The organism is Synechococcus sp. BA-124 BA4, from assembly GCF_034931165.1.
On record NZ_JAYGIA010000016.1, the window covers coordinates 1 to 26,646 of the forward strand.

Here is a 26,646-nt window from a genome sequence, read left to right on the forward strand (position 1 = left end):
GGTGCGCCCCCAGCCCCCGTTGGCATCGAGGCGGAGTCTGGCCCCGTTCGGAAGCCGTTCCAGCAGCTGCTCGAGCAGCTGGCGCTCCTGAAGGTCGTCGGTGGCCGCCACCTTCCACTTCAACGTGAGAGGAAGACCACCCTGCTGAGCCGGCTGGCTGCGCTGGTGGGTGTCCAGGACCCGCTCCAGGGCCGGCAGCAGCTGAGGACCGGCCGGAAGCAGCCATGCAGGAGCCGGCGGCGGCAGCCACCCCCCGGCAGCGGTCCCCACCAACCTCTGGATCTCGCCCAGGGCGGCTCCGAGGGCAAAGGCCAGAGCCGCCGGCAGGGCCGGCAGACGACCCTCCAGCTCCTGACGATCGACCGTGGAGCCGAGGGCCTCGATGGCCCTGGCGATCCTGGCCAGTTCCGACTCAGCGGCGCCCTGCTGGGCTCCGAGCGCGATCGGTGCCGCCTCACCCCAGCCCCGATCGAGCAGCGGCGCCGACTCGCCCTCGCCCCCGGCCAGCGGCTCGAGCCGCAACAGCCAGCCACGCTTGCTCCTCAGCGTGCCCCGGGCGGTGACCAGGGGAATGGGCAAGGCCAGATCGAAGCGCCTCCAGTGCAGGCGAAGCTTCACCGCAGCGGCAGCCAGGGGCCGATCGCCAGGCCCAGCGCCAGGCCCAGACCATTGAAGGCCTGAAAGCGCAGGGCCAGGAACTTGCTGCCGGCGATCCGCTCAGGAGCGGCATGGTGATCCCGCAGCAACTGGATCAGGGCCCTGGCGGAAGGCAGGCCCACCATCCCCAGCAGGGCCGTCAGCGGCCATCGGCCCAGCAGCACCGGTGCCCACTGCAGAGCCAGGGTCAGGGCGATGAACCAGGGCACCAGGGCCGCGGCGCCGGCGGTGCCCAGCTTCACCACCGGCGAGCGCTTGCCGTGGCTGGCGTCCTGCTCCACCTGATGGAAATGGGAGCAGAACAGCACCAGGGTGGTGGCCAGGGCGGGACCGCTGCCCAGCAGGAGGGCAGCCTTCCAGGGAACAGCGGGGGCGGCCGTGGGCGCCAGGGCCATCAGGGCGGCGGCGGTGGCCAGGGGCCCGAAGGCCAGCCAGCAGAGCGGTTCGCCCAGGCCGCGGTAGCCCAGCCGCAGGGGGGGACCCTGGTAGGCGTAGCCGAGGACGCAACAGCCCAGCACCAGAGCCAGCACCAGGGGGGTGCTGCGGGCCGCCACCAGGGCGAACAGCGCCAGGCCGAGCACCAGGCAGCTATTGGCGAGCTGGGCCACCCGGTCGCGGCGGCCGGTGAGATTGACCAGGGAATGGGGCTTGCCGAGCCGATCCACGCCGGTGTCGGCATCGAAGACATCGTTGGCCAGGTTCTCCCAGCCCAGCAGCAGAACCGCCGCCAGCAGGAAGGCCAGCACCTGATCCAGGCGTGGCACCTGGCCCTGGCCGGCCCACCAGCCCGCAGCCAGAAGCACCGGCATCACCGCCACGGAATACATCGGCCATTTGATCGCCGCCTTCCAGAGGCGGCGGCGGGCCGGGTCGTGGGAGCGATCCCCAGCCGGGAGGCCTCCCGTGGAGTCCCCATCGGCGTAACGGCTTGCGACGACCTGGGGGTCGGACATGGGCAGCAGGGACGGCGAACCGGGAAGGACCCATACATTTGAGCAGCTTCCATGGCCACCGCCGCCGTCGTCCTGGTGCAGGTCGTTCCCTCCTTCACCGAACTGCTCGCCGCCGCCGCCCAGGGGGCCCGGCAGCTGGAGGAGGAGGGCGTGCTCAGCCTGGCGCTGCCCATGCCCTGCCGGGATCCCCTGGCCCTGCTCCCCCACCTCGACGACGGCGGGCACTTCCGCTTTCTCTGGGACGGTGCACCGGGCCTCTGCCTGGCGGCCAGCGGCACCACCCACCACCTGGAGCTGAGCGGACCCAGACGGTTCGAGCTGGCCCAGCGCTTCAGCGCGATGAGCCTCAGCCGCCTGGGGCAACAGCCCCAGAGCGTTCCGCCCCTGGCCAGGCCGAGGGTGCTGCTCGCCTTCTCCTTTTTTGACAGCCCGCTGCAGGAGACCAGCGCTGCGGTCCCGGGGGTGCAGGCGGTGCTGCCACGCTGGCAGCTGAGTCGCCAGGGACGCCACTGCTGGCTGCGGCTGCAGCGCTGCCTCGGCGGTGAGGTCACCCCCCGGAGCGTGGCCGAGGAACTCTGGGAGCGGGCCCGGCTCCTGAGCCGGCTGCCGGCCGAGGGGGAGGGCTGGCTCCCCAGCACCTCCCGGGTGGGCATCACCAGCCGTTCCTGCTGGGAGAGCGACTACCGCGAGGCGGTCCGTCAGGCTCTGGGACTGGTGGAAGGGGGAGCCCTGCGCAAGCTGGTGGTGGCGGTGCGCCAGCAGGTGGGGCTGGATCAGCCACTCGACCCTCTGGAGCTGCTGGCCCGCCTGCGCCGTCACCAGCCGGGCAGCTGCCGCTTCCTCTGGCAGCAGCGCCCCGGCGATGCTCTGATCGGTGCGTCCCCCGAGCGGTTGCTGGCGGTGCGCCAGGGCCAGCTGCGCTGCGATGCCCTGGCGGGCACCGCCCCGCTTGGACCACCGGCCGAGCAGCTCACCCAATCGACCAAGGACCGCCACGAACATGAACTGGTGGTGGAGGCGATCACCCGGGTGCTCTCGGAGGCGGGGCTGACACCCCGGCGGCCCCGCCATCCCCGTCTGGCCCGTCACGGCAAGCTGGTGCATCTGCACACCCCCATCACCGCAGCCCTGACCGAGCACCAGCCCCTGGCCCTGGCCGAGGCCCTGCATCCCACTCCGGCGGTGGCCGGACTGCCGCGGCGCGAGGCGATGGCCTGGTTGCGCAGCCTCGAACCGTTCGAGCGGGGCCACTACGCCGCACCGATCGGCTGGATCGACAGCGCCGGCGATGCCGAGCTGCGGGTGGCGATCCGCAGCGGCCGGCTTCGCGGCCATTGCCTGGAGCTCACCGCCGGCGCCGGGCTGGTGCGGGGGTCCGAGCCTGAGCGGGAACTCCAGGAAGTGGCCCTGAAGCTGGGGGTGCTGCAGCAACAGCTCAACCTGAGCGCCCCGCATCCGCCGCGGATCGCCCCATCGGCCGGCCAGCAGGCGGCCAGCACACTTCACCAGACGGTGGGGTGAACGCCCATGACGCCGGTGGTCGTTGCGGTGCTGCTGCTGGGGGGGCTTGTGGGCCTGGCGCTGCTGCTGTTGCGCTGGCTGGGGCGCCTGCGCCTTTACCGGATCATCTTCGAAGCCGACACTCCGGCTGGCAAGGCGTTCGATGTGGTGCTGCTGCTGGCGATCGCCGCCAGCGTTCTGACGGTGATCCTGGAGAGCGACCCCAGGCTGAAACTGCAGCCCATGATTCCCTTCGAGGCCCTCGAGTGGAGCTTCACCCTGGTGTTCAGCCTGGAATATGTGCTGCGGCTGTTCTGTGTCGAGCGGCCCCTGCGCTACGCCACCAGCTTCTTCGGGCTGGTGGATCTGGTGGCGATCCTGCCCACCTTCGTAGGTCTGATGGTCCCGGGCTCCCAGTCGTTCCTGGTGGTGAGGATCCTGCGGCTGCTCCGGGTCTTCCGGATCCTCAAGCTGGGGGAATACCTGCAGGAAGCCGACCTGCTCTGGCAGGCCCTTGTGGCCAGCCGCCGCAAGATCCTGGTGTTCCTGCTCACGATGGTCACCCTGGTGATCGTGATCGGAGCTCTGATGGTTCTGATCGAGGGTGAAACCGGCGGCTTCGTGAGCATCCCCGTGGGGATCTACTGGGCTGTGGTCACCATCACCACGGTGGGCTATGGCGATGTCACTCCCGTGACCCCTCTAGGCAGGTTCGCGGCCTCGGCCGTGATGCTGCTGGGGTACAGCATCATCGCCGTCCCCACCGGGATCCTCAGCGTGGGTCTGCAGGAGGCCCAGCGCCAGCGCCGTGAGTCGGCCAGGGACTGCCCGAGCTGTGGCTGCACGCCCCACGACCGTGATGCCCGCCACTGCAAAGCCTGTGGCGCGAAGCTCTGAAGCCTGGCGCCAACAGCTCGGCGCCACCGGAGACGGGCGCCATCCCCGGAGGGGTTCTCCACCCCCGGAGGCGCTGCCCATCGCCGAACGCCATCCATCACACCCCACGGCCCTGAGCCACCGGAACCTCCAGCCGATCGACCGGCTGATCGTGCTGCGGGACGGCACGCTCCCGGCAGCCGCCTGGAACCAGGCGCTGAACGACAAAGCCCACCTCATGCGCCTCTGGCCCAGGGGGCAGGAGCGTCCTGAGAGCCCGGACTGGGACGCGGACCTCAGGCCGGCGCAGGTGATCAACATCCAGCCGGACCGCCGTGGGCATCTGGGGAGGCTGGCCCGCACTGTGCTGCGCCTGCAGACCGTGCTCGTGCTGGGCTCCGATGGGGGCCAGGGGCTTGGCCCCCATCGGAGCCCTGGCGGCCATGGAGGAGGTGGGTCTTGATGAGACCGACGTGGTGATGGGGGTGAGCATCGGCTCCCTCGTGGCCTCCCTGCTGGCATTCGGTCTCTCCAGCGGCGAGATCCTTTCCCAGCTGGAACGGGTGATCATCCGTTCCAGCCCCTACAACCTCACCCTGCCCCGTGACGCCCTCTTCACCCTGGCCAACCCCCGGCGGGAGATGGAACTCTTCTTCGGCCCCACCCGCCTCCAGGACTGCTGGCTGAGACTGCACTGCTTCTCGACGAACCTCTCCCGCAACCGTCTGCAGGCCTGGTGTCTGGGCAGCATCCCCACCGCGGTGATCACCAGCATGTCGATGCCGGGGAGCTTTCCGCCCGTGGAGGACAGCCGGGGGGACCTGCACGTGGATGGGGGCATCCTGAACAACCTGCCGATCGCCGCCGCCCGTGGCCTGAGTGACGGGCGGGTGATCGCCGTGTCGTTGGATGTGGATCCCGATACGGCCGACCAGGACAGCCCGGACCGGAAGCGCCGCCGCTCCTCAATAGCCAGGACCATCATCAGCGCGATGATGTGCACCTCCCACAGCCAATCAAGAGCCCAGGAAAATCTGGCCGATCTGGTGCTCAAACCCGAGATCGGGGCCTATCCCCTCCTCGGCTGGAAGAGCTACCGGGAGATCGTCCTGGCGGACCAGGGTCATGCCCGCTCCCGGCTGGGGGATGGCACCCGCTTCAGACGTGCGGCAACGCCGCGATCGTGAGATCGGCCAGCGGCACGCCGCCCAGCCGCTCGATCTCCCGAACGCCGGTGGGACTGGTGACGTTGATCTCACTCAGGCGATCACCGATGACGTCGATCCCCACGAAGAACAGCCCGGCCGCGCGCAGGGCCGGGGCCAGTTCGGCGCAGATGGTGCGCTCAACATCGGTGAGGGCGGTGGCCTCCGGTTCCCCGCCCACCGCCAGGTTGCTGCGGAACTCTCCGGGCGAGGGGCGACGGTTCACGGCTCCGAGCGGTTCACCATTGACCAGCAGGATGCGCTTGTCGCCCGCCACCACCTCAGGGAGGAAGGCCTGGGCCATCACCGGCAGCCGGCCCTGGTTCGTGACCAGCTCCAGCAGGGCCTGCAACCCCGGCGCCCGCGCCTCAGTGCGCACCACCCCCTGACCGGCACGCCCCCCCAGGGGCTTGAGCACCACCTCGCCATGCTCGGCGGCGAAGTCCGCAAGCTGCTCGATGTTGCCGCTCACCAGGGTGGGGGCCATCAGATGGCTGAAGCGCAGGGCGCCGAGCTTCTCGTTCCAGGCCCGCAGGGATGCCGGCCTGTTGAGCACACGCACGCCCCGGTGCTCGGCCAGCTCGAGCAGATGGGTGGCATAGAGGTAAGCCTCGTCCACGGGCGGATCCTTGCGCATCCACACCCAGGGGAAGGCGTCGAGCGGCAGGCGCTGGGGTTGCCCCAGCTCAACCCAGGGCTCGGGAATCTCCCAGCCCTCGGGCGTGGAACGGATCGCCGCCAGCTGGGCGGACTGGGCGAGCACCGTGGGGCGGTGTCCCGGTTCGGTGGCGCCGGCCCGTTCCCCCTCAACCGCCAGATCGGCCAGAGTGCAGATCCAGACCTGATGGCCGGCACGCTGGGCCGCCTGCATCAGGGCCACACTCGAGTCCTTGCCTGGACGCAGGCGCTGGATCGGGTCGATCACGAAGAGATGGGACGGTCCGCTGGGGGTCGTGCTGCTGGGCACCCTCAGACCCCTTTCAGGAGCTGATCGAGCCGACCGGCCCGCTCCAGGGAATGCAGCTCGTCGCAGCCGCCGATGCCGAGGTCGTTGATGAAGATCTGGGGCAGGCTGCTGCGTCCTCCGGCCCGCTCGGCCATGGCGGAGCGGGCGGCCTGGTCGCCATCGATGGCGTGTTCCTCGTAGACCACTCCCTTGCGATCGAGCAGTGCCTTGGCACGGACACAGAAAGGGCAGAACCGCCAGGTGTAGATCTCGACGTTCACTGCGGTGTCGGCCACCATCGCGGTTTCTGAGCTGAATCAGGATCCTAGAAGCCGTTCCCGGCGCCCAGCCGCGCTGATACGGTCGTGAAAACCGTTGACCAGCCGGTGCTCGACCTCACCGATTTCAAGCGCGACCTCTCCGAACTCACCGACCGCCTGGGCCATGCCCAGGACTGTCTTTGACGTACCGGCCCTGAACGCCCGCCAGCAGGACCTGGAGCAGCTGGCCTCCCAGCCCGACTTCTGGGATGACCAGCAGCAGGCCCAGAAGCAGATGCGCCAGCTGGATGAGGTGAAGGCGCAGCTGGAGCAGCTCAAGCAGTGGCGAACCGCGGTGGACGATGCCCGCGCCACCCTCGAGCTCTACGACCTCGAACCCGATGAGGAGCTGCTGAGCGAGGCCAATGGCGGCCTGCAGAGCCTCAGGGCCGATCTCGACCGCTGGGAACTGGAGCGACTGCTGAGCGGCCCCTACGACAAGGAGGGTGCCGTGATCTCGATCAATGCCGGCGCCGGCGGCACCGACGCCCAGGACTGGGCCCTGATGCTGATGCGGATGTACACCCGCTGGGCCGAGGACCATGGCATGAAGGTGACCGTGGACGAACTCTCGGAAGGGGAGGAGGCCGGCATCAAGAGCTGCACGATCGAGATCGACGGGCGCTATGCCTACGGTTACCTGCGCAACGAAAAGGGCACCCACCGGCTGGTGCGGATCTCACCGTTCAACGCCAACGACAAGCGCCAGACCAGCTTCGCCGGCGTGGAGGTGATGCCCAAGCTCGACGAGGACGTCAAGCTCGACATCCCTGACAAGGACCTGGAGATCACCACCTCCCGCTCCGGCGGGGCGGGCGGCCAGAACGTGAACAAGGTTGAAACGGCGGTGCGCATCCTGCACGTGCCCACCGGCCTGGCGGTGCGCTGCACCCAGGAGCGCTCCCAGCTCCAGAACAAGGAGAAGGCGATGGCACTGCTGATGGCCAAACTGCTGGTGATCGCCCAGGAGCAGCGGGCCTCGGAGATCGCCGACATCCGCGGCGACATCGTCGAGGCCGCCTGGGGCAACCAGATCCGCAACTATGTCTTTCACCCGTATCAGATGGTCAAGGATCTGCGCACCGCCGTGGAGACCACCGATGTGCAGGGGGTGATGGACGGAGACCTCGATCCCTTCATCCAGGCCCTGCTGCGCCAGGGTGTGGAGATCGCCGCCGAAGTGGCCGCCTGAGCCCCACCGATCCTCCAATGACCGACAGCATCAGCCCCAGCGGGCCCGGCACGCCGACTGAGCCCACCGCCAGCACAGAGGTCCCCGCCGGTCCACCTCCCAGCTTCGTCAAGCTGGCCATGCGCAACATGGTGCGCAAGGGCCGCCAGAGCCTGCTGCATTTCGGCCTCACTGCCGTGGGCTTCAGTGCCGTGCTGCTGCTGCTGGCCTGGTTCGGCCGGCCCAGCCTGCCCCAGTGACGCCGGTCCCTCCAGGCCTGGACCTGGCCTTCAGCTGTGACGAGGCGCTCAGCGCCGAACAGCTGGAGGCGGCTGGCCCCCTGGCCGACCCGGCCACGGCCGAAGGGCCGTGGCGCGATCTGCTGGCGGCCTGGCTGGAGCAGATGCAACCCGAGTTGCCCCAGGCCCTGCGGGCGCCCGCCTACAGCCTGGGGCTGAGCCTGGTGGGCGACCGGGAGATGGCCGAGCTCAACGAAAGCTGGCGGAACCAGCAGGGCCCCACCGATGTGCTGGCCTTCGCCGCCCAGGACGAAGGGCTGGAGGGAGCACCGGCCATGCCGAAGCCGCCGGAGCTGGCATCAGATCAGGAGTCACCCGAACAGGGGGAGCCACTGGAGCTGGGCGACATCGTGATTTCCCTGGACACAGCGGTCCGCCAGGCCGAGGCGGCAGGCGTGAGCCTGGCGCGGGAACTGAGCTGGCTGGCCAGCCATGGCCTGCTCCACCTGCTGGGCTGGGATCACCCCGACGACGCCCGGCTGGAGGCCATGCTGCGCCGCCAGGACCAGCTGCTGGAGTGCTGCGCCGGTAGCGACGGCAGCGACCCCCCTGGACGACGGCGGTAACGTTCAGCCCGGACGCGCGAAGCGGCGGAACGTCAGGAGGAGTCAGCATGGTCAACCCGGTCCCCCTCGAGCCGGTTCCTCTTGCGCTGGCGGATCCCATGGCCAACGACTCCTCCCGCCGGGCTCGGGGCCAAAGGGCCGGAGCTTGGCGTGTGGCCAGCGATCTGCCGCTCAGTTTCCGCTACGCCGCTCAGGGGCTGGCCTATGGCTTCACCAGCCAGCGCAACTTCCGCATCCATGCGATCACCGGCGGCTGCGTCTTCGCCCTGGGACTGTGGCTGCAGCTGAGCACCGAACAGCTGGCGCTGCTGGTGCTCACCGTGGCGGCGGTGCTGGTGCTGGAGCTGATCAACACGGCCATCGAGTCGGTGGTGGATCTGGCCATCGGCCGCCGGTTCCACCCCCTGGCCCGCATCGCCAAGGACTGCGCCGCGGCGGCCGTGCTGGTGGCCGCCGCGGCTTCCCTGCTGATCGCCGCGCTGCTGCTTCTGCCCCCCCTGCTGCTGCGCCTGGGCGTTTGAATGGAGTTCTGGCGGCTGGCCTGATGCTCCTGGTTCTCGACAACTACGACAGCTTCACCTTCAACCTGGTGCAGTACCTCGGCGAGCTGGCGCCGCAGCACCCGATCGCCGCCGACCTGCGGGTGGAGCGCAACGACGCCCTGAGCATCGATCAGATCAGTGCCCTGCGGCCGGAGGCGATCCTGATCTCACCGGGCCCTGGCGACCCCGACCAGGCCGGGGTCTGCCTCGAGGTGATGCACGAACTGGGACCGACTGTGCCGATCCTGGGGGTCTGCCTGGGTCACCAGTGCCTGGCCCAGGCATTCGGCGGCCGTGTGGTGCGAGCCGCAGAGCTGATGCACGGCAAGACATCCCCGGTGCTGCATCGGGGCGCGGGGGTGTTCGCCGGCCTGCCCAGTCCGCTCACGGCCACCCGGTACCACAGCCTGATCGCGGAGCGGGCCAGCCTGCCGGAGGAGCTGGAGATCAGCGCCTGGCTGGAGGACGGCACGATCATGGGCCTGCGCCATCGTCATTTTCCGATCGAAGGCGTCCAGTTCCATCCGGAGAGCGTGCTCACCCAGGACGGACACCGGCTGCTGGCCAACTTCCTGCGCCAGGCGGCCCAGCACCATTCCAGCGGCGCCAGACCGCTCACCGGAACCCCCTCCTGAAGGAGCCTGGGGCAACGCTGCTAGGTTCGCGCCACGAACGGCGCCTGCGGGGCGCACCAGCAGGCATGGCCTCCGCATCAGGGCACGCGCACGACGGCCCCTCCAGCATCGTCAGCCGGCCCCTTCGCCGCCAGACCACGCTGCTGAGCGCGGCACTGGTGGCCGGCATCAGCCTGGGTGTGCCCGGAGCTGGGCTGGCCGCCGGTGGCGTCACGGTCACCAGCTACGGCCACAGCGCCCTGCTGATCCAGGGCGGTGGTGCCACGGTGCTGGTGAACCCCTTCAAAGCCGTGGGTTGCGCCGCCGGCCTGAGCGAGCCGCGGGTGCGTGCCGATGTCATCCTGGCCAGCAGCCGGCTCCTGGATGAGGGCGCTCCGGTGGCCTCCGGCCGCATGCTGGTGACCCCCGGTTCCTACCGGGTGGCGGGCCTGAAGCTGGAAGGAGCCGCCATCCCCCACGACCGCATCGGCGGCCGCCGCTTCGGTCAGGCCACCCTCTGGCGCTGGAAGCAGGGAGGTCTGGAGATCGCCCACCTAGGCGGAACGGCGGCGGCCCTCCGCCCCGAAGACCGGGTGCTGATCGGCAAGCCGGATGTGCTGATCATCGGCGTGGGCGGGGGCGCCAAGGTCTACGACGGCGCCGAGGCCGCCGCCGTGGTTCGCGCGCTCGAACCCCGGCGGGTGATTCCGGTGCAGTACGTGAGTGGCCGCAGCCCGGCCAGCTGCGACCAGGGCAGCATCGAGCCCTTCCTCGAAGCGATGAGCGGCACTCCGGTGCAACGGGTGGGTCGGACGGTGAGCTTCAGTGCGCCCCTCAGCGATGGGCCCCAGATCAAGGTGATGCGCTGATCCGGCTCGTTTCGATCGCCTGGTAGGCGTCCCAGAACCGCGCCATCTGCTCACGGGTGCCCTGACTCACCCGCAGGGAGCCATCGATCAAGGGCTTGCCGGCCATCGAGCGCACCAGGATTCCCGCCTGGCGCAGCTCAGCCTCCACCTCGGTCACCGGCCGGGCGGGCCAGAGCAGCAGGTAGTTGCCTCCGGCGGCGTGGTGGCGTACACCTGCGGCGCGCAACTGCTCCAGCAGCCAGTCGCGCGCCAGAAGCACCTCGGCCACGTAGCCATCCACATAGGCCTGATCCGCCAGGGCGGCGCGGGCGGCGGTGACGGCAAAGCTGTTGATGTCGTAGGGGCCGGTGACGCGGCTGATGCGGTCCACGAGAGCCGGCGCGCCGATCGCGAAGCCGATGCGCAGACCCGCCAGGCCGGCGGTCTTGGCCAGGGAGCGCAGCACCAGCAGGTTGGAATGGGCCGCGAAGGCATCGGCGGCCCCCCGGTTCAGCAGGGGCGGCAGCACGCTGTCGCCGGTGAAGGCCTCATAGAGCTCATCCACCACCACCAGCGTGCGCGGCGCGGCGGCTGCCAGCTCGAGGATCCGCTCAGGCGCCAGGCGGGTGCCGGTGGGATTGTTGGGGTTGCAGAGCAGCAGGATCTTCGGCGGATGCCAGTCGCCGCTGGGTTCGCCGCCACCACCGGGACCGAGCAGCGCCGCGCGGATCTCCTCGAGAGGAAAGCCGAAGTCGGGCAGCCGGTAGGGCAACGCCTCGATCGTCATGCCCTGCATGCGGGCGCAGGGGGTGTAGTAGCCGAAGGTGGGGCTGGTGGTGAGCAGGCGATCGCCCGGGGCGCCGTAGGCGTGGAACACGGCATGGAGGGCGGCATCGACACCGTTGAACAGGCCGATGTGGGCCGGGCTCAGGCCCGTCCCACCCAGAGAGGCCACCACCGCTTCGTGCAGCCCGTCGTATTCGGGATAGATGGCGTAGTGGTCGGCGGGGATGGCACGGATCGCTTCCACCACTTTCGGGCTGGGGCCCACGGTGTTCTCGTTGAAGTCGAGCCGCAGCAGCCCGCGGCGGCCTTCCAGGGGTGCGCTGTAGGCCACCAGGGCCTCCACTTCCGGGCGTGCCAGAGGAACCGCTGTCGGCTCCGAGAACCGGGGATCGCTCACATCCGCTCCAGCGTCGGGATGCCCAGCAGGCCGAGTCCCAGCCTCAGCGTGTCGGCGGTGAGGCGGCAGAGGGCCAGACGAGATCCCCGGGCCGGTTCCTCGGCCTTGAGCACCGGCACCTGATCGTAGAAGCGGTTGAACACCTGGGAGAGCTCGAACAGGTAGGAGCAGAGCCGGTTGGGCAGCAGTTCCTCCTCCACCTCGGCGATCACCGTATCCAGCGCCAGCAGCTGGCGCGCCAGGGCCCATTCCTGGGGTTCGCTGAACACCAGAGGATCGGGGAAGGCCGCGGCCGCATCCCCTTCCCCGGCACCCACGCCCCCCTTGCGGGCGATGCCGGCGATCCGCACCAGGGCATAGAGCAGATAGGGGGCCGTATTGCCGGTCAGGGTCAGCATGCGATCGAAGCTGAACTGGTAGTTGGTGTTCCGGTTGGTGCTCAGGTCGGCGTACTTCACCGCCGCAAGACCCACGGTGGTGGCCACATGGGTGATGAACGCCTCCGATTCCTGACGCTCCTCCTCGGCGAGGCGGCGGCGCAGATCCGCCTCAGCGCGCTCCACCGCCTCATCCAGCAGGTCCTTGAGCCGAACCGTGTCGCCTGAGCGGGTCTTGAGTTTCTTGCCGTCCTCGCCCTGCACCAGGCCGAAGGGCACGTGCTCCAGCCGCCCTCCCTCGGGAACCCAGCCGGCACGGCGGGCCACCTGGAACACGGCGGCGAAGTGACTGGCCTGGCCGGCATCGGTCACGTAGATCAGCCGGCGGGCGCCATCTCCTTCGGGAGGCTCCGCAAAGCGATACCGCAAGGCCGCCAGATCGGTGGTGGCGTAGTTGAAGCCGCCGTCGCTCTTGCGCACGATCAGCGGCAGCGGCCGGCCGTCCTTGCCTTTCACACCGTCGAGGAACACGCACTGGGCGCCGGCATCGGTCACCAGCAGCCCACTGGCCGCCAGATCGGCCACCACCGCCTCCAGATAAGGGTTGTAGAACGACTCCCCCCGCTCGCTCAGAGCGATGTCGAGGCGGTCGTAGATCAGCTGGAATTCGCGCCGCGACTGCTCGCAGAGAAGCTCCCAGGCCCTGCGGCTCACGGGATCGCCGCTCTGCAGCTTCACCACCTCCTCACGGGACGTGGCCTGGAAGGCCTCATCGGCATCGAAGCGCGCCTTGGCCTGGCGGTAGAAGGCCACGAGATCACCCAGATCGACCGCATCGGCGGTGCTGAGGGCCTCGGGGGCCACCTGCTTGAGGTGGGTGATGAGCATGCCGAACTGGGTGCCCCAGTCGCCCACGTGGTTGAGGCGCAGCACCGGATGACCGCGGAACTCCAGCACCCGCGCCAGGGCATCGCCGATGATCGTGGAACGCAGATGCCCCACGTGCATCTCCTTGGCGATGTTGGGGCTGGAGAAGTCCACGATCACCGGGGCCAGCGGCCCTGCGGTGGTGGGCACACCCAGGCGGGGATCCACCAGACACTCCCGCAGCTCCGCTGCCAGCCGCTCGGGGCGCAGGCGCAGGTTGATGAAACCGGGCCCGGCGATCTGGGGTTCACAGCACAGCTGAGTGAAGGCCGGATCGGCCGTCAGTTGCTCCACGACCGCTGTGGCGATCGCCCGCGGCGGCAGGCCCAGCGGCTTGGCCAGGGGCAGGGCGCCGTTGGCCTGGAAATCGCCGAACTCGGGTTTGCTGGCCGGCGCCAGCTGGGGATCCAGGCACCGGCCGGCCGCCTCGGCCTCGGCGGCCGCCTGCGGGAACGCCCGCTCCATCGCCGACCGCAGATGGGTGTCAAGGGTCTGGGCGATGCGGAGCATGGGTGGCGGGTGCGGACGGAGCGCCGGAGCAAGGGGGAGATCCAGCTCCGATCATCCCTCCTGGGGGGGTGGGCGCCCCGGTCCATCCAGACCGCTCAGGCGCTCAATCCCAGCTCCTGCTCCATGCCGGTGAGCACCACATCGGCCACCAGCTGGATGCGGTAGCGGCAGGCCTGGGTGACGCTGCAGGCGAAGGTGCCGTGCTCCCAGTACTTGTTGCTGCCGGCACCACCGCCGCAAAGGCCGAAATAGGCGCAGTCGCGGCGGCAGAGGTCGACACCGGTCGCGATCTCGCGCCACACCCGCTGGAACTTCTCGGTGCCGAGGGCCGCTTCGAGGCTGCCCTGGAGCACGTTGCCGAAGGTGAAATCGCCGTAGTCGGCCGTGGCCACCGCCAGCAGTTCCGGGTCGAAGCTGGAGAAATTGCCCTTGGCGTCCACGTTCACGATCGCGAATGGAGTGTTCATGTCGGTGCTCTCCATCCGGGCCTCACCACAGGCCAGGCTGGTGATGCCATCGAATTCACGCAGGCGCAGCCGACCGGGCTCGGAGCGGATCCGCTGCCAGAAGCGCTCCAGGAAGGCGGCGTAGCGGCGTTCCCCATCGGGACGCTCGAGGGTGGAGCGCAGGTTCTCTCCTTCGGTTTCCTCCATGTTGAAGCCCACGTCGGTGATGCCGGCGCCGCTGAAGAAGTCGTAGAGGGCATCGGCCTGATCGAGGGCATCGGCGGTGAGCACGCAGATCACCTGGAACGGAATGCCGCGGCGCTGCAGGGCGGCGATGCCGCGCATCACGGCCGCATGGGTGGGAAGACCGGTGCGGGTGCAGCGGTGGGCGTCGTGCAGAAAAGCCGGCCCATCCATGCTCACGCCCACATGGATGCCGTTGCGCTCGAAGCAGTCGCACCAGGCGTCGTCGATCACCACGGCGTTGGTCTGAAGCGACTGCACGATCGTCTCGGGCGGCAGTCCATGGCGCTTCAGGGCCTGGCGGATGCGCTCCGAGGCCGCGTCGTAGAACGCGACCGGCATGGTGAGCGGCTCCCCCGCATGCCAGAGCAGGGTGAACCCGCCATCGAGGAATGGACTCTCGAGCACCCGCTCCAGGGCCGCGTCCAGGATCTCCAGCGGCAGCCGGCTGCGGTCATCCCGGCTGGGCAGGTAGCAGTAGTCGCAGTCGAGGTTGCAGAACGGGGTGGGCTGCACCACCAGCAGGCGCAGCGGGCCGGCCTGGAGCTGGGGCGGCAGCTGGGCGGATGCGCTCACCAGTAGTTGCGCCAGCCACCATCGCGGAAACCGCCGTTGCGGAACCCACCGTTGCGGAACCCACCGTTGTAGAAGCCGCCATTGCGGAAGCCCCCGTTGTAGAAGCCGCCGTTGCGGAAGCCGCCATTGCCCCAGCCGACCCCGACATTGGGACCGTTGACGAACACCCGCGCCAGCCGGCCGTCAGACCCGGCCGCCTCCACGCCGGCCTCAGCGTCGTCGTGCTCCCGGACAGCGGCGGCAATGCGTCGCAGGCGTGCCTCGATGGCATCGCCCTGGCGGGGCTGCTCACCGGCTGAGGGAGCTGAGCCTGAGGCCGCAAGGGCCCGGGCCACCCCTGGATCCAGAGGCAGGGAGGCCGCCAGCAACAGAATGCCGAAGAGCCGGGAGCGGGTGAAGAAGGCCATCGGAGCAGGGTGGAAGCGGGGGAGGGGCAGAAGACAACGACGCCCCGGGGGGGGTCGCCTCAGGACATCAGGGAGCCGTGGGCCTGACGGGGGCCGAACCCGCCTGGGCCGGCAGCGGGCGCAGGGCCTCCACCCCCAGCAGCACCGTTTCGAAATAGGTGCGGATCTGATCCGGGGTGCGGTTGAGCGCACTGCCGGGTCCCACCCAGCGATCGACGGAGCCCACGGCCTCGGGCTGACCATCGAGGTAGCCCTGCAGCAGCCGTGCGATCGCCAGATTCACCAGATTGCGGAAGCCGGAATCGTTCTCAGGGACCAGACAGGCCACGGCATAGCGCTCGTAGGGCTCAGAGGGGATCAGTGCCAGCGCGGCACCCTTGTCGCCGGCAGTCAGACCGGCCAGGAGTGAACTGTCACCGATCACCCCCTCCACAGACCCGGCCTTCAGCGCCGCCACGGCCTCGGCCAGACTGGCGAACCCCACGGGCCGGGCGGTCGGCTGGATGCCCCTGAGCTCTGTTTCCGCCAGAGACTTGGCGACGACACCGATGCGCCTCCCGGCCAGCGACTGGGGCGATCCATCCAGCCGACCAGCGGGCGCCAGCAGCCTCAGACCGGAGAGCGCGAAGGGCAGGGAATAATCGAGGGTGATGTCCCGCTCCCACGTGAACGGCACGCCACAGGCGAGATCGGCCTGGCCGCCCACCAGACGCTGGCCCAGAACGGCAGGGTCGGCCACGGCCTCGACGCGGAGCCGCACGGGGCGGCCCACGGCCACGGCCAGCTCAGCCGCGATGCGGTTGCCCACCTCCATCGCGTAGCCCACCGGTTGCCCCTGGGCAGTGAAGGAGAGCAGGGGTGCCTGATCAGGCAGCCCGACCATCACCAGCTCCCCGCTGCGGGCAACCCGGTCGACGACCCCCTCCGCGCGAGCGGATGCCGCCGGCAGAAGGCCCGCGAGCAGGGCCAGGCCAGTCGGCACCATCCAGCGACCCACGCGGGATCGGGACAACGGCAGAACCAGCTGAAGGGGAAAGAGACGTCGCGGCACGGGAGGTCGCCAGGCAGACCATCCACAATCTGTACACGACCGGCGGATTTCGCCAGCTTCAGCGGCGCCGGAGTTCAGATTTGTGACAGTGCCGCAGGCCCGTCGCGCTCGTGATAGCAAAGCGATCTCGGCTCAGGGAGTATAGAATGGCATCAAACGAGAGAGTGAAGAAGCTTTGGTGCAAAAACTACAACAAAAGCAGAACGAGATTCAGATGTCATCCCTGAATGATTCTGCCGCCACCTCCAGCAGCCCCGACAAGACCACCGCCGATCAACTCAACCCCTCTGGCGCCATGCCAAGCGGCGACAGCAATTTTGTCCTCGTCTACCACCGATCGCCCTATGAAGAAACCTTCGACAGCGAAGGAAATCGCCAGTGGGTTGACCAGAAAAGCCCCAACGGCATCATCCCGACTCTTCGCAGTCTCTTTCTGGAGGAACGCTCAGGCACCTGGATCTCCTGGCGCCAGGATGCCACTTGCGCCGCCAATGCCGACGAGCGGCTGGAGCTCACTTCGCCCAGTCCTTTCACCCTCAGGCGACTTCCCTTAACACCAGAGCAGATCTCCAGTTTTTATCACGTCACCTCCAAAGAATCATTCTGGCCAATCCTGCACAGCTTCCCCGGATTGTTCAGCGTCGACAATTCCGACTGGGCCACCTTCGAGGAGGTCAACCGCTCATTTGCCCGTGCCGCCTGCGAGGAAGCAGCCCCTGGCGCCACCATCTGGATTCACGATTACAACCTCTGGCTCACTCCAGCCCTGATCCGCGAGCAGCGCCCGGACGTCCGGATCGCGTTCTTCCACCACACTCCCTTCCCCTCCAGCGACGTCTTCAGCATCCTGCCCTGGCGTGACGAGATTCTCGACAGCCTGCTCAGCTGCGACCTCGTCGGCTTTCACATCCCGTCCTACGCCAACAACTTCACACGCAGCGCCATCAACCTGCGCGGAGTCCAAGGGGCTGACCCTGTTCCCGTGGCCAAGAAATTCCGCCGCTATGGCAGTGCTCTCTCGGAACCCACCGTGGTGCCCTGGATCGATCACAACGGCCGCCGTGTCCACATCCAGGCCTCCCCTGTAGGCACCTCCCCTGAGCTGATCCGTGACCTGGTGGTCACACCGGCTGTGAAGGCCATGGCCAGCACGATCGCCGAACAGCACAAGGGCCGGAAACTGATCCTCTCAGCCTCCAGGGTCGACTACACCAAAGGGAACGAGGAAATGCTGCTGGCCTATGAGCGGCTGCTGGAGCAGCAGCCGCGCTGGCATGGCGGCGTCGAGCTGTTTCTGGGTTGTGTGGCGGCCGCCAGTGGCATGCGCATCTACGAAGACATCCAGCGTTCGGTGGAGGAGATCGTGGGCCGCATCAACGGCCGCTTCGGACGCATCGACTGGACTCCCGTTCGCCTCTCCACCCGCCGAACGTCCTACGAGGAACTGATGGGCTGGTTCAGCCAGGCCGACGTCTGCTGGATCACTCCGCTGCGGGACGGCCTCAACCTGGTGGCCAAGGAATACGTGGCGGCACGCCAGGGGCTGGGGGGTGTGCTGGTGCTCTCGGAATTCACCGGTGCCTCGGTCGAGCTGGAGGATGCGGTGCTCACCAATCCCTACTCGCACCGCAGCATGGACCGGGCCATCAGCGACGCCCTCGACATGCCCCCGGAGGAGCAGGTGCGGCGGATGGCCTCGATGACTCAGGCCGTGGATGAATTCACGGTTCAGCACTGGGCCGAGCAGCAGCTGGGTGCCCTCAGGTCCCTCTAAGGCGCGGCCCTCGATGTCGACCGACAAGGACCATTGGTGGAACGGCTGCGTGATCTACCAGCTGATGCCGCGTTCCTTTGCCGATGCCAATGGCGATGGGATCGGGGACATCGACGGGATCACCAGCAAGCTCCCTTACCTCCAGTGGCTGGGGGTGGATGCGATCTGGCTGACGCCGATCTATCCCTCACCGCTGAGGGACGGCGGCTACGACATCACCGATTTCACGGCGATTCATCCCGATCTCGGTACCCTCGACGATCTCGCCAGGCTGCTCGATCAGGCCCATGGGCACGGCATCCGGGTGCTGCTCGATCTGGTGCTCAACCACACGAGCGTGCTGCATCCCTGGTTTCAGCGGGCCCGCTGGTCGCCAGCCGGCAGCAGCGAGAGGGAGTTCTACGTGTGGCGCGACGACGACTGCGGCTACCCGGAGGCCCAGGTGCTGTTCCGCCACTTCGAATCCTCCAACTGGCAGTGGGATTCAGTGGCCGGTCAGTATTACCTGCACCGATTCCTGCATCACCAGCCCGACCTGAACTACGACAACCCCGCCGTTGCCGAGGCGATGCTGGAGGTGGTGGACTTCTGGGTGGAGCGCGGCGTCGATGGCTTCCGCCTCGATGCGGTGCCCTTCCTGCATGAGCGCGAAGGCACCCGCTGCGAAGGACTGCCCGAAACCCATGCCTTCCTGAAGCGCCTGCGCGCCCGTGTGGACAAGTCCGGGCGCGACCTGCTGCTGATCGCCGAAGCCATCCAGCCGGTGAAGGAGTCGGCGCCCTACCTGGCGGAAGACGAACTGCATGCCGCCTTCGATTTCGCCCTCACGGCCCAGCTCTTTGCCGCCGTGGCCCAGGGACGCTGCGACAAGCTCCGCGATTGCCTGCAGCACGCCCAGGAGATGGTCCCCGGCTGCCGCTGGGCGCTGCCGCTGCGCAACCACGACGAACTCTGGCTCGGGGATGGCCACCTGGTGGAGGACGAGGTGGTGCAGGCCGTGATGACCGGCTTCCCCGAGGCCAGGGAGCACTGGCTGAACTGGGGCATCAACCGGCGCCTGGCCCCCCTGCTCAACGGCGACCCGCGGCCGAACACGCTGCTGCACGGATTGCTCTACAGCCTGCCAGGCCTGCCCTGCCTCTATTACGGCGACGAACTCGGGATGGGCGACTGGCCGGGCCTGCGGGACCGGGATGCCAACCGCACGCCGATGGCCTGGACGAGTGAACGCAACGGCGGCTTTTCCACGGCCCCGGACCCCCTGCTGGTCCTGCCGCCGATCACCTCCCCCGGCTACGACTACCGGGTGGTGAATGTGGAGGTGCAGCGGCAACTGTCCGGCTCCCTGCTCAACTGGCACCACCGGATGCTCACCAGCAGGCGGCAGCTGCCGGCCCTGCGCCACGGCAGTTTCGAGTTGCTGGAGAGCGCGCACCCCAGCGTGCTCTGTTACGCCCGCCACAGCGATGGAATGACCGTGGTGGTAGCGGCGAATCTGGCGGCAACCGGTGCCTCGAGCTGCCTCGACCTGGGCCAGTGGCAGGGGAGCCGTATGCGCGACACCCTCTGGGGTTGTGAGTTTCCCCCCGCCAGCGACGCCTGGTTCGTGTACCTGCCGGCCTACGGATTCTTCTGGTGGCTGGTGGGCGAGGACTCGAGCGACGCCAGCTCCTGATCCAGCAGAGCCTGCACCTGAGGCCGCAGTCTCTCGGCCTCGGTGCTGTCCACGAAAGCCAGCCGGCATCGCCGGGCCAGCAGATCATCCGCCGTCCGGGCCCACTCGTGGCGCACGCCATGGCGCACCTCGGCAGCCGTGAGCGGGATCACCGCGCTGAGGGGTTCGAGCTCGGACGGGCTGGCCGCACAGGCCAGCACCGCCTCCGCTCCCAGGCCGTGGGCTGCCAGCAGGTGGTCCAGCAGGGCGTGGTCGCCGCAGGCCAGGCGCTGGGACAGGTCCAGGCGCAGACGGTCAAGCCCGGCGACGGTGGCCGCGCCAGTGGCGGCCGCGCCGTGGATCGGTACAGCTGCGGCTTCGGCGGATGGAGCGGGCAGGGGACGACCCAGCAACTGCGCCACGGCCTGGAGTCCATCGAAGGCCATCGGCCGGCAGGTGGTCCACTTGCCTCCCATCACGCTGATCAGACCGCAGGGGAGCGTTTCCACCTGGTGCTCACGCACCACCGTGGCGGTCCCGGCGATGGCCGAGTCGCCATTCCCCAGCAGCAAGGGGCGGCCCCCGGCCCAGCGGCTGCTCACCACCGGCTCCCCGTGGCCCGGGAACCAGCGACGCACATGGTCCAGCAGGTAGGCCTCCTCCGCCTCACTGGGTCGCTCCGCCTCGGCTGAACCACAGGGGGTGTCCGTGGTTCCCACCAGGGTGCGGCCGTGAAACGGGAGCACGAACAGCACCCGGCCGTCGTCGGTGGAGGGGATCAGCAACCCCGTCCCCCCGGGACAGAGAGCGTCGGCCAGCACCAGATGCACGCCGCGGCTCACCTGCAGGGAGGGCGGAAGGTCGTGCTGGGCCAGCTGCCGGATCCGATCGGCACCGATTCCCGTGGCATTGAGCACCACCCGGGCCTCGAGCCGGCTCCGCTGGCCCGTGGCTCTGTGGTGCAGCACGGCGCCGCTGAGCCGGTCGCCCTGACGCAGCAGCTCCACCACCTCGGTTCGCGTGAACACCTCGGCCCCCAGGCGGGCGGCGGTGCGCACGATCAGCAGGTTGAGACGCGCGTCATCGAACTGGCCGTCGCCGTAGGCCACTCCGAGCTGGCCTGCCTTCAGCTCAGGCAGCAGCTGTTGCACCGCCTCACGGCAGAGCCAGCGGCTGGAGCCGATGCCGCGCCGTCCCGCCAGCCGGTCGTACACCGCCAGGCCGAGGCCGTAATAAGCCTGCTGCAGCAGTCCTTCACTGGGCAGCAGCAACTCCAGCCGCCGAGCCAGGAAGGGCACCGCCTCCAGCCAGTGGCCCCGCTCAGCCAGGGCCTCGCGCACCAGCTGCAGCTGCCGCCAGTCGAGGCGGCGGAAGGCCAGCTCCAGGTAGCGGACCCCTCCGTGCAGCAACTTGGTGCTGCGGCTGCTGGTGCCGCCGGCGATGTCGCCGGCTTCGACCAGGGCCACACTCAGGCCCCGCCGTGCCGCCTCCAGAGCCAGGGTGGCCCCGGTGGCACCGGCGCCGATCACGAGCAGGTCCACGCTCATCGCTCTGATTCGGCTGCGCCCACACTGGCGGGCTGTGAATGCCAGTGCAGGCTGCGCTCCACCGCCGAGTGCCAGCGGGCCCGCCAGCGCTGCCGCGACGGCCCGTCGATCCGAGGCGAGAACCGCTGGGGTTCCGGCTCATCAGCCCGCCGCGACCAACTGGCGAGATCGGGCAGCACACCCGCCTGAACACCCGCCAGCAGGGCCACCCCACGGCTGGTGCTCTCCAGATCGGCTCGGCGCAGAACCGGCAACCCCGTGGCATCAGCCTGAGCCTGCAGCAGGAGGTCCGCCGCCGCAGCGCCTCCATCGGCAGCAAGCTCCAGCAGGGGCTGGCCGCGGGCCTCCTCCGCCAGCTCCACCAGGGTGGCCACCGCCAGGGCGATCCCCTCCAGGGCTGCCCTGGCGATCTGGGCCGGCCCGCTGTCGCGCGTGAGACCGATCAGCAGCCCCCGGGCCGTGGGGTCCCAGTGGGGCGTTCCCCAGCCGGTGAAGGCGGGAACCAGCATCACGCCCCCACTGCTGAGGCAGCGCTCCGCCAGATCGTTCACCTGGTCGGAACGCTCGATCAGACCGAGGCCATCGCGCAGCCACTGGATTGCGGTGCCGGCGTTGAAGAGACTGCCCTCCAGGCAGTAGGTGGTCCGGCCGGCGGCATCGCTCCAGCCCACCGTGCTCAGCAGGCCCGCGCTGGAGCGATGGATCGTGGCCCCCGTGTTGATCACCAGGAAGGCGCCGGTGCCGTAGGTGCACTTGCCCTCGCCGGCGGCCAGGCAGCCCTGCCCGAGGGTGGCCGCCTGCTGGTCGCCCAGCATGGCGGTGATCGGCACCCCCGCGAACGGCAAGCCGGGCGCGATGGTGCCGAAGAGGGCGGAACTGGGCAGCAGCTCCGGCAAGGCCGATGGGGGGACCCCAAGGGCCGCGCACAGCTCGGGATCCCAGCGCAGCTGCTCCAGATCCATCAGCAGGGTGCGGCTGGCGTTGCTGTAGTCGGTGGCGTGGCGCCCTCCGGTGCTGAGGTTCTGCAACAGCCAGCTGTCGACGGTGCCGAAGCAGAGCTGGCCCGCGGCGGCGGCGGCGGCGGCGGCGGGCCTCTCCCGCAGCAGCCAGACGATTTTGCTGGCACTGAAGTAAGGATCCACCAGCAGGCCGGTGCGGGCCTGGATCAGAGGCTCCAGCCCGCCCTGTTTCCATTCGGCACAGAGGGCCGCCGTGCGGCCGTCCTGCCAGACGATCACGGGAGCCAGCGGTTCCCCGCTCCCGCGCCGCCAGAGCACCGTGGTTTCGCGCTGGTTGGCGATGCCGCAGGCGGCCACAGCTCGGCGTTGTTCAGGGCTCAGGGCCTGCTCCAGCTCACGCAGGGCCTGCAGCTGGCTGAGCCAGATGGCCCCTGCCGACTGCTCCACCCAGCCATCGGCCGGATAGCGGCTCTCGAGGGGCACCGAGCGGCTCAGCAGGCGGCGGCCTTTCACGTCGTGGACGGCGGCGCGGGAGCTGGTGGTGCCCTGATCGATGCTCAACAACAGGGGGGAGAGCATGAAGCAGCCGCTTTTGCTTGTGCTAGCGCTGGTTGAGGCACGCCTGGGGCAAGCGATGGGATTTGCAACGGCTGCAGCCTCGTCTTCGGCATCGACGGCGGCACCGGCCTGGGTGGCCGAGGCCGTGGTGTATCAGATCTTTCCCGACCGTTTCCGCCGCAGCGGGCGGGTGGCCGCCCAGGACGGGCTTGAGCTGATGCCCTGGGGCAGCGACCCGGCCCTGCAGGGGTTCCAGGGGGGTGATCTCCATGGGGTGATCGAGGGCCTCGACCACCTCCAGGGACTGGGGATCACCTGCCTGTCACTGAATCCGGTGTTCGCCTCAGCCGCCAATCACCGCTACCACGCCTACGACTACCAGCAGGTGGATCCCCTGCTGGGGGGCAACGAGGCCCTCGAAGCCCTGATCGAGGCCGTGCACCGGCGCGGCATGCGCCTGATCCTCGATGGTGTGTTCAACCACTGCGGCCGGGGCTTCTGGGCCTTTCACCATCTGCTGGAAAACGGCCGGACGTCTCCCTACCGCCACTGGTTCCACGTCGAGCACTGGCCGTTGCACCCCTATCCAGCGGCAGGCCAGACCTGCGGCTACCACTGCTGGTGGAATGATCCGGCCCTGCCGAAATTCCGCCACGACCATCCGCCGGTGCGGCGGCACCTGCTGGACGTCGCACGCACCTGGATCGCCGCCGGGGCCGATGGCTGGCGGCTGGATGTCCCCGATGAAGTGCCGGGTGACTTCTGGGACACCTTCCGGCGGACCGTGCGCGCTGAGAACCCGGAGGCCTGGATCGTGGGGGAGATCTGGGGCGATGCCCGCCCCTGGCTGGGGGGGACTCAGTTCGACGGGGTGATGAATTACCCGCTGGCCTGGAGCATCCTCGGCTATTTCGGCGCCGAGAACGTGCCTGGAGAGCTGAAGCTGCCGGCCCTGCCTGAACCTCCGTATCAGCCCCTCGACCGGGCTGGCTTCGAGCACCGCATCAGTGAGGTTCTCGGTCGCTACAGACCAGCGGTGAACCGCTCCATGCTCAACCTGCTCGATGGCCACGACACCCCAAGGGCCCTGCATGTGCTCGGTGGCGATGAGGCTGCCCTGCGTCTCTGCCTGCTGTTCCTTTTCCTGCTGCCAGGGGCCCCGTGCGTGTACTACGGCACTGAGATGGGCCTGGATGGAGGACCGGAACCGGGCTGCCGTGAGGCCTATCCCTGGGACGTCCCCGGCGGTGCGCTGGCCGGCTGGCTGAGAGAGCTGGCCGCCCTGCGCCGGCGCCTGCCGGCATTGCGCTCGGACGCTCTGAGCTTTGGCGGGAGCCACCACGACGACCTGCTGCTGGTCCGGCGCGGCGAGGGCCGGGAGCGCGTGTGGGTGGCGATCAACCGCGGTGATGAACCGCTGCCCCTGACACCCCCATCCCCGGCGACGACACCGCTGTGGGCGAGCGCTCCGGCAGCGGCTGGACACACCACATCCCTGGCCGCACGCTCGGCGCTGATCCTGGCGGACCCCAAGCCATGAACGCCCAGGCAAGGCCACCGGCCCGGAGCAGGATCAGCCCCGCTGAGCTGCTGGATGAGCTCAGCACAGGCAGAACATGGTTGCTGGTGCAGGACCTCGACGGGGTCTGCATGGAGCTGGTGCACGATCCGCGCCGCCGCCGGTTGGATCCCGACTACGTGCGGGCCACCCGGCAACTGGACGGACGCTTCGGGGTGCTGACCAACGGCGAGCATGAGGGCAGCCGCGGCGTGAACCGGCTGGTGGAGCAGGCCCTGGCCGGCACAGCCGACCCAGCCGTCGAGGGGTTGTACCTGCCAGGACTGGGAGCCGGCGGTGTGCAACTGCAGAGCCGCCATGGCCGGCTCACGCACCCGGGGGTGAGCCAGGCGGAACTGTCGTTCCTGGCCTCGGCACCGGCCTGGCTGAGAGCGTCTCTGGGGGAGCGGCTGCCGGCCCTGCTGCCCACGGCGGCCCAGGAGCACAGGGCCGGGCTGATCGAGATGACCGTCCTCGACAACCCCCTCTCCCCCAGCCTCAACCTCAATCCGCTGATGGCGGCGGTGGGGGAGCAGCCCGGCCGGCGGCCGCAACTGCAGGCGCTGGCCCTTGAGCTGATGCAGGCCTTGCTGGAGCAGGCGGCTTCGGCCGGGCTGAAGGAGTCGTTCTTTCTGCATCTGGCCCCCAACCTCGGCCGCGATCTCACCCCTGACGGTGTCCGGGAACGGCTCATGCCGGCGGAACGGAGCAGCTGCGGCACCACGGATTTTCAGCTGATGCTGCGCGGTGGCCTGAAGGAGGTGGGTCTGCTAGTGCTGATCAATCACAGCATCCACCGCCGCACGGGCACGGCACCCCTGGGCCTGGAGTTCCACGGACGCGACGCGCCCCTCGACCATGCCGGACTGCTGGACCTGTGCCGAAGCGCCATCGATCCAGCCCTGATGCCACGGCTGGTGGGGGTGGGTGACACGATCACCTCTCAGCCGGCGGCGGCGGGCGGAGGCTGGCTGCGAGGGGGGAGCGACCGTGGCTTCCTCACCCTGCTCCAGGAACTGGGAGACGCCTTCGGGACCACGAACCGTGTGGTCCTGGTGGACAGCAGCGGAGGCGAAGTGGATCGGCCGTCACTGGCCGATGGCCGCCTGGAGGGCCTCAGTGATCCAGAGGATCCCCTGTGGATCGACACCACCATGCCTGGCGGACCGAGGCAATACATCCGCTGGTTCCGCGACCTGGCAGCACGCCGGTCAACGGAGGCCCTTCAGGCCAGCACCGGGTCGTAGCGCATGCTCAGATCCAGCCAGGGACTGCGGGTGACCGCGGCGCTGGTGGAGATGAGATCGATGCCGGTGACGGCATAGGACCTCAGCTGTGCAGGATCCACCCCGGACGCCTCCAGCACCACCGCTGAACCCCGCCCCAGCGCCTGCCTGCGCAGCTGCGGCACCAGCGCCAGCAGGGCCTCCGGAGTGAATCCATCGAGCAGCACCCCGTCGGCGCCGGCATCCACGGCCTGAACCGCTTCGGCTGCACTTTCGGCTTCGACGATCACTCGCGCCGTCCAGGGGGCCGTGGCTCGCACCGCAGCAACGGCTCGGGCCACTCCTCCGGCCCAGGCCAGGTGGTTCTCCTTGAGCATGGCGGCATCATCAAGGCCGCAGCGGTGGTTGATGCCGCCACCGCAGCGCACCGCATACTTCTCCATCAGGCGCAGCCCTGGGCTGGTCTTGCGGGTGTCGGCCAGTGCCACGCCCGTGCCGCTCAGCTCAGCCACCAGCGCCGCCGTGGCGGTGGCAATGCCCGAGAGACGCATGGCCAGATTGAGGGCCGTGCGTTCCCCCGCCACAAGGGCCGTCGCCGGACCGGCCAGCTCCAGCAGCCGCTGATCGGGCTCCACCGGCTCCCCGTCCGCCACGAGCAGGCGCACCTCCACCGTGGCATCGAGGAGGCGGAAGAGCGGCTCCACCAGCAGGCCTCCGCAGAAGATCCCACCACTCCGGGCCATCCAGCTGGCCCGGCCCTGCCGGCCCACCAGCGCGGCCGCGCTGAGATCCCCTCGGCCGATGTCCTCCGCCAGCCAGGACCGCAGCAGGGGCTCCAGCCGGGGCTGGCTGAACAGCGAAGCGGCCGGGACGGCACTCTCAGGGATGGCCAACGGCAGCACGGGTGGACCTGGTTCACCATCCTGATGGCCTGGGCGGGCCTACTTGCCGATGCAGAAGCGGGAGAAGACCCGATCGAGCACCGCCTCGTTCACCTCTTCGCCGGTGATCTCTCCGAGGCTGCGGGCGGCCTGGCGCAGGTCGATGGTCCAGAAATCCCAGGGCAGGCCGGCGGAGGCCGCCGCCAGGGAGTCGTCCAGGGCCGTGGCGGCGGCCTCCGCCAGATCCCGCTGGCGGGCATTGAGCGCCACCT

Annotated in this window: 25 protein-coding genes and 2 pseudogenes; 14 read left to right on the forward strand and 13 right to left on the reverse strand. The window is 69.1% G+C overall.

Annotated elements, in window-relative coordinates; genetic code table 11:
* Window positions 1–618 (reverse strand): annotated as a pseudogene (locus tag VB734_RS02700) (o-succinylbenzoate synthase); the annotation flags it as partial.
* The gene (menA, locus tag VB734_RS02705; protein WP_197162036.1) at window positions 615–1,610 is read right to left on the reverse strand and encodes a 2-carboxy-1,4-naphthoquinone phytyltransferase; all 996 of its coding nucleotides are present in this window, start codon (window positions 1,608–1,610) and stop codon (window positions 615–617) included. The gene menA and the pseudogene VB734_RS02700, both read right to left, overlap by 4 nt.
* Window positions 1,611–1,661: 51 nt before the next feature.
* On the opposite strand from menA, the gene VB734_RS02710 reads away from it, so the two are divergent.
* The 4 genes from VB734_RS02710 to VB734_RS02725 are packed head-to-tail and all read left to right on the forward strand — an operon-like array spanning window position 1,662 to window position 5,173.
* Complete coding sequence (locus VB734_RS02710) at window positions 1,662–3,131, forward strand: isochorismate synthase (RefSeq protein WP_197162034.1); 1,470 nt, start codon at window positions 1,662–1,664, stop codon at window positions 3,129–3,131.
* Between the two features lie 6 nt (window positions 3,132–3,137).
* Complete coding sequence (locus tag VB734_RS02715) at window positions 3,138–4,007, forward strand: ion transporter (RefSeq protein ID WP_322782308.1); 870 nt, start codon at window positions 3,138–3,140, stop codon at window positions 4,005–4,007.
* A complete protein-coding gene (locus VB734_RS02720; protein WP_322782307.1) occupies window positions 3,991–4,449 on the forward strand; it encodes a hypothetical protein in 459 nt (152 codons plus the stop codon). The genes VB734_RS02715 and VB734_RS02720 overlap by 17 nt, the downstream gene beginning before the upstream one ends.
* Entirely contained in the window at window positions 4,403–5,173 is a 771-nt protein-coding gene (locus VB734_RS02725) for a patatin-like phospholipase family protein (RefSeq protein WP_322782306.1), read from the forward strand. Before VB734_RS02720 ends, VB734_RS02725 begins: the two co-directional genes overlap by 47 nt.
* Here VB734_RS02725 and gshB read toward each other — a convergent pair.
* Both gshB and grxC read right to left on the reverse strand, forming a co-directional pair.
* Window positions 5,145–6,158, reverse strand: a complete 1,014-nt coding sequence (gshB, locus tag VB734_RS02730) for a glutathione synthase (protein ID WP_197162025.1) — start codon at window positions 6,156–6,158, stop codon at window positions 5,145–5,147. The genes VB734_RS02725 and gshB overlap by 29 nt on opposite strands.
* 2 nt (window positions 6,159–6,160) lie before the next feature.
* Window positions 6,161–6,433: a glutaredoxin 3 gene (gene grxC / locus VB734_RS02735; protein WP_323242917.1), complete on the reverse strand. Its 273-nt coding sequence runs from the start codon at window positions 6,431–6,433 to the stop codon at window positions 6,161–6,163.
* 90 nt (window positions 6,434–6,523) lie between these two features.
* On the opposite strand from grxC, the gene prfB reads away from it, so the two are divergent.
* The 6 genes from prfB to VB734_RS02765 all read left to right on the forward strand — a co-directional run bounded on the left by prfB (window position 6,524) and on the right by VB734_RS02765 (window position 10,518).
* Window positions 6,524–7,649 (forward strand): peptide chain release factor 2 gene (gene prfB, locus VB734_RS02740; protein ID WP_197167390.1). Its coding sequence is split into 2 segments (ribosomal slippage): window positions 6,524–6,598 and window positions 6,600–7,649, totalling 1,125 coding nucleotides; the frame shifts between segments, so codons are not numbered across the junction.
* 17 nt (window positions 7,650–7,666) lie between these two features.
* Window positions 7,667–7,888, forward strand: a complete 222-nt coding sequence (locus VB734_RS02745) for a DUF3285 domain-containing protein (RefSeq protein ID WP_197162021.1) — start codon at window positions 7,667–7,669, stop codon at window positions 7,886–7,888.
* Window positions 7,889–7,950: 62 nt separating this feature from the next.
* Window positions 7,951–8,493 (forward strand): rRNA maturation RNase YbeY, encoded by a 543-nt coding sequence (gene ybeY, locus VB734_RS02750; protein ID WP_370594590.1) that lies wholly within the window; start codon window positions 7,951–7,953, stop codon window positions 8,491–8,493.
* 98 nt (window positions 8,494–8,591) lie between these two features.
* A complete protein-coding gene (locus VB734_RS02755; RefSeq protein WP_322782637.1) occupies window positions 8,592–9,014 on the forward strand; it encodes a diacylglycerol kinase family protein in 423 nt (140 codons plus the stop codon).
* Between the two features lie 23 nt (window positions 9,015–9,037).
* Window positions 9,038–9,670, forward strand: a complete 633-nt coding sequence (locus VB734_RS02760) for an aminodeoxychorismate/anthranilate synthase component II (protein WP_322782305.1) — start codon at window positions 9,038–9,040, stop codon at window positions 9,668–9,670.
* Between the two features lie 65 nt (window positions 9,671–9,735).
* Window positions 9,736–10,518: an MBL fold metallo-hydrolase gene (locus tag VB734_RS02765; protein WP_322782304.1), complete on the forward strand. Its 783-nt coding sequence runs from the start codon at window positions 9,736–9,738 to the stop codon at window positions 10,516–10,518.
* Here the strand turns inward: VB734_RS02765 and VB734_RS02770 are convergent.
* From VB734_RS02770 to grrP, 5 genes are all read right to left on the reverse strand, one after another.
* Window positions 10,502–11,680, reverse strand: coding sequence for a histidinol-phosphate transaminase (locus VB734_RS02770; protein ID WP_322782303.1), 1,179 nt, complete (start codon window positions 11,678–11,680; stop codon window positions 10,502–10,504). The genes VB734_RS02765 and VB734_RS02770 overlap by 17 nt on opposite strands.
* Window positions 11,677–13,494, reverse strand: coding sequence for an arginine--tRNA ligase (argS, locus tag VB734_RS02775; RefSeq protein WP_197162002.1), 1,818 nt, complete (start codon window positions 13,492–13,494; stop codon window positions 11,677–11,679). Before argS ends, VB734_RS02770 begins: the two co-directional genes overlap by 4 nt.
* Window positions 13,495–13,589: 95 nt before the next feature.
* Entirely contained in the window at window positions 13,590–14,759 is a 1,170-nt protein-coding gene (gene grrM / locus VB734_RS02780) for a cyclophane-forming radical SAM/SPASM peptide maturase GrrM/OscB (protein WP_231594559.1), read from the reverse strand.
* A complete protein-coding gene (gene grrA, locus VB734_RS02785) occupies window positions 14,756–15,166 on the reverse strand; it encodes a GrrA/OscA1 family cyclophane-containing rSAM-modified RiPP (RefSeq protein ID WP_322782302.1) in 411 nt (136 codons plus the stop codon). The genes grrM and grrA overlap by 4 nt, the downstream gene beginning before the upstream one ends.
* 67 nt (window positions 15,167–15,233) lie before the next feature.
* The gene (gene grrP, locus VB734_RS02790) at window positions 15,234–16,178 is read right to left on the reverse strand and encodes an extracellular substrate binding-like orphan protein GrrP (RefSeq protein WP_231594558.1); all 945 of its coding nucleotides are present in this window, start codon (window positions 16,176–16,178) and stop codon (window positions 15,234–15,236) included.
* Between the two features lie 334 nt (window positions 16,179–16,512).
* On the opposite strand from grrP, the gene ggpS reads away from it, so the two are divergent.
* Complete coding sequence (gene ggpS, locus VB734_RS02795) at window positions 16,513–17,991, forward strand: glucosylglycerol-phosphate synthase (protein ID WP_322782636.1); 1,479 nt, start codon at window positions 16,513–16,515, stop codon at window positions 17,989–17,991.
* A 13-nt stretch (window positions 17,992–18,004) separates the two neighbouring features.
* A complete protein-coding gene (locus tag VB734_RS02800) occupies window positions 18,005–19,666 on the forward strand; it encodes an alpha-amylase family protein (RefSeq protein WP_197161998.1) in 1,662 nt (553 codons plus the stop codon).
* Here the strand turns inward: VB734_RS02800 and VB734_RS02805 are convergent.
* A complete protein-coding gene (locus tag VB734_RS02805) occupies window positions 19,612–21,192 on the reverse strand; it encodes a glycerol-3-phosphate dehydrogenase/oxidase (protein WP_197161996.1) in 1,581 nt (526 codons plus the stop codon). The genes VB734_RS02800 and VB734_RS02805 overlap by 55 nt on opposite strands.
* Complete coding sequence (locus VB734_RS02810; protein WP_197161994.1) at window positions 21,189–22,730, reverse strand: FGGY family carbohydrate kinase; 1,542 nt, start codon at window positions 22,728–22,730, stop codon at window positions 21,189–21,191. Before VB734_RS02810 ends, VB734_RS02805 begins: the two co-directional genes overlap by 4 nt.
* Window positions 22,731–22,785: 55 nt before the next feature.
* Between VB734_RS02810 and VB734_RS02815 the strand changes: the two genes are divergently transcribed.
* Both VB734_RS02815 and stpA read left to right on the forward strand, forming a co-directional pair.
* Entirely contained in the window at window positions 22,786–24,249 is a 1,464-nt protein-coding gene (locus tag VB734_RS02815; RefSeq protein WP_197161992.1) for a glycoside hydrolase family 13 protein, read from the forward strand.
* Complete coding sequence (gene stpA, locus VB734_RS02820) at window positions 24,246–25,514, forward strand: glucosylglycerol 3-phosphatase (protein ID WP_197161990.1); 1,269 nt, start codon at window positions 24,246–24,248, stop codon at window positions 25,512–25,514. Before VB734_RS02815 ends, stpA begins: the two co-directional genes overlap by 4 nt.
* Here stpA and nadC read toward each other — a convergent pair.
* Together nadC and VB734_RS02830 are read right to left on the reverse strand one after the other, a co-directional pair.
* Window positions 25,493–26,395: a carboxylating nicotinate-nucleotide diphosphorylase gene (gene nadC, locus VB734_RS02825; RefSeq protein ID WP_231594557.1), complete on the reverse strand. Its 903-nt coding sequence runs from the start codon at window positions 26,393–26,395 to the stop codon at window positions 25,493–25,495. The genes stpA and nadC overlap by 22 nt on opposite strands.
* Window positions 26,396–26,434: 39 nt before the next feature.
* A pseudogene (locus VB734_RS02830) lies at window positions 26,435–26,646 on the reverse strand (tRNA uridine-5-carboxymethylaminomethyl(34) synthesis GTPase MnmE); the annotation flags it as partial.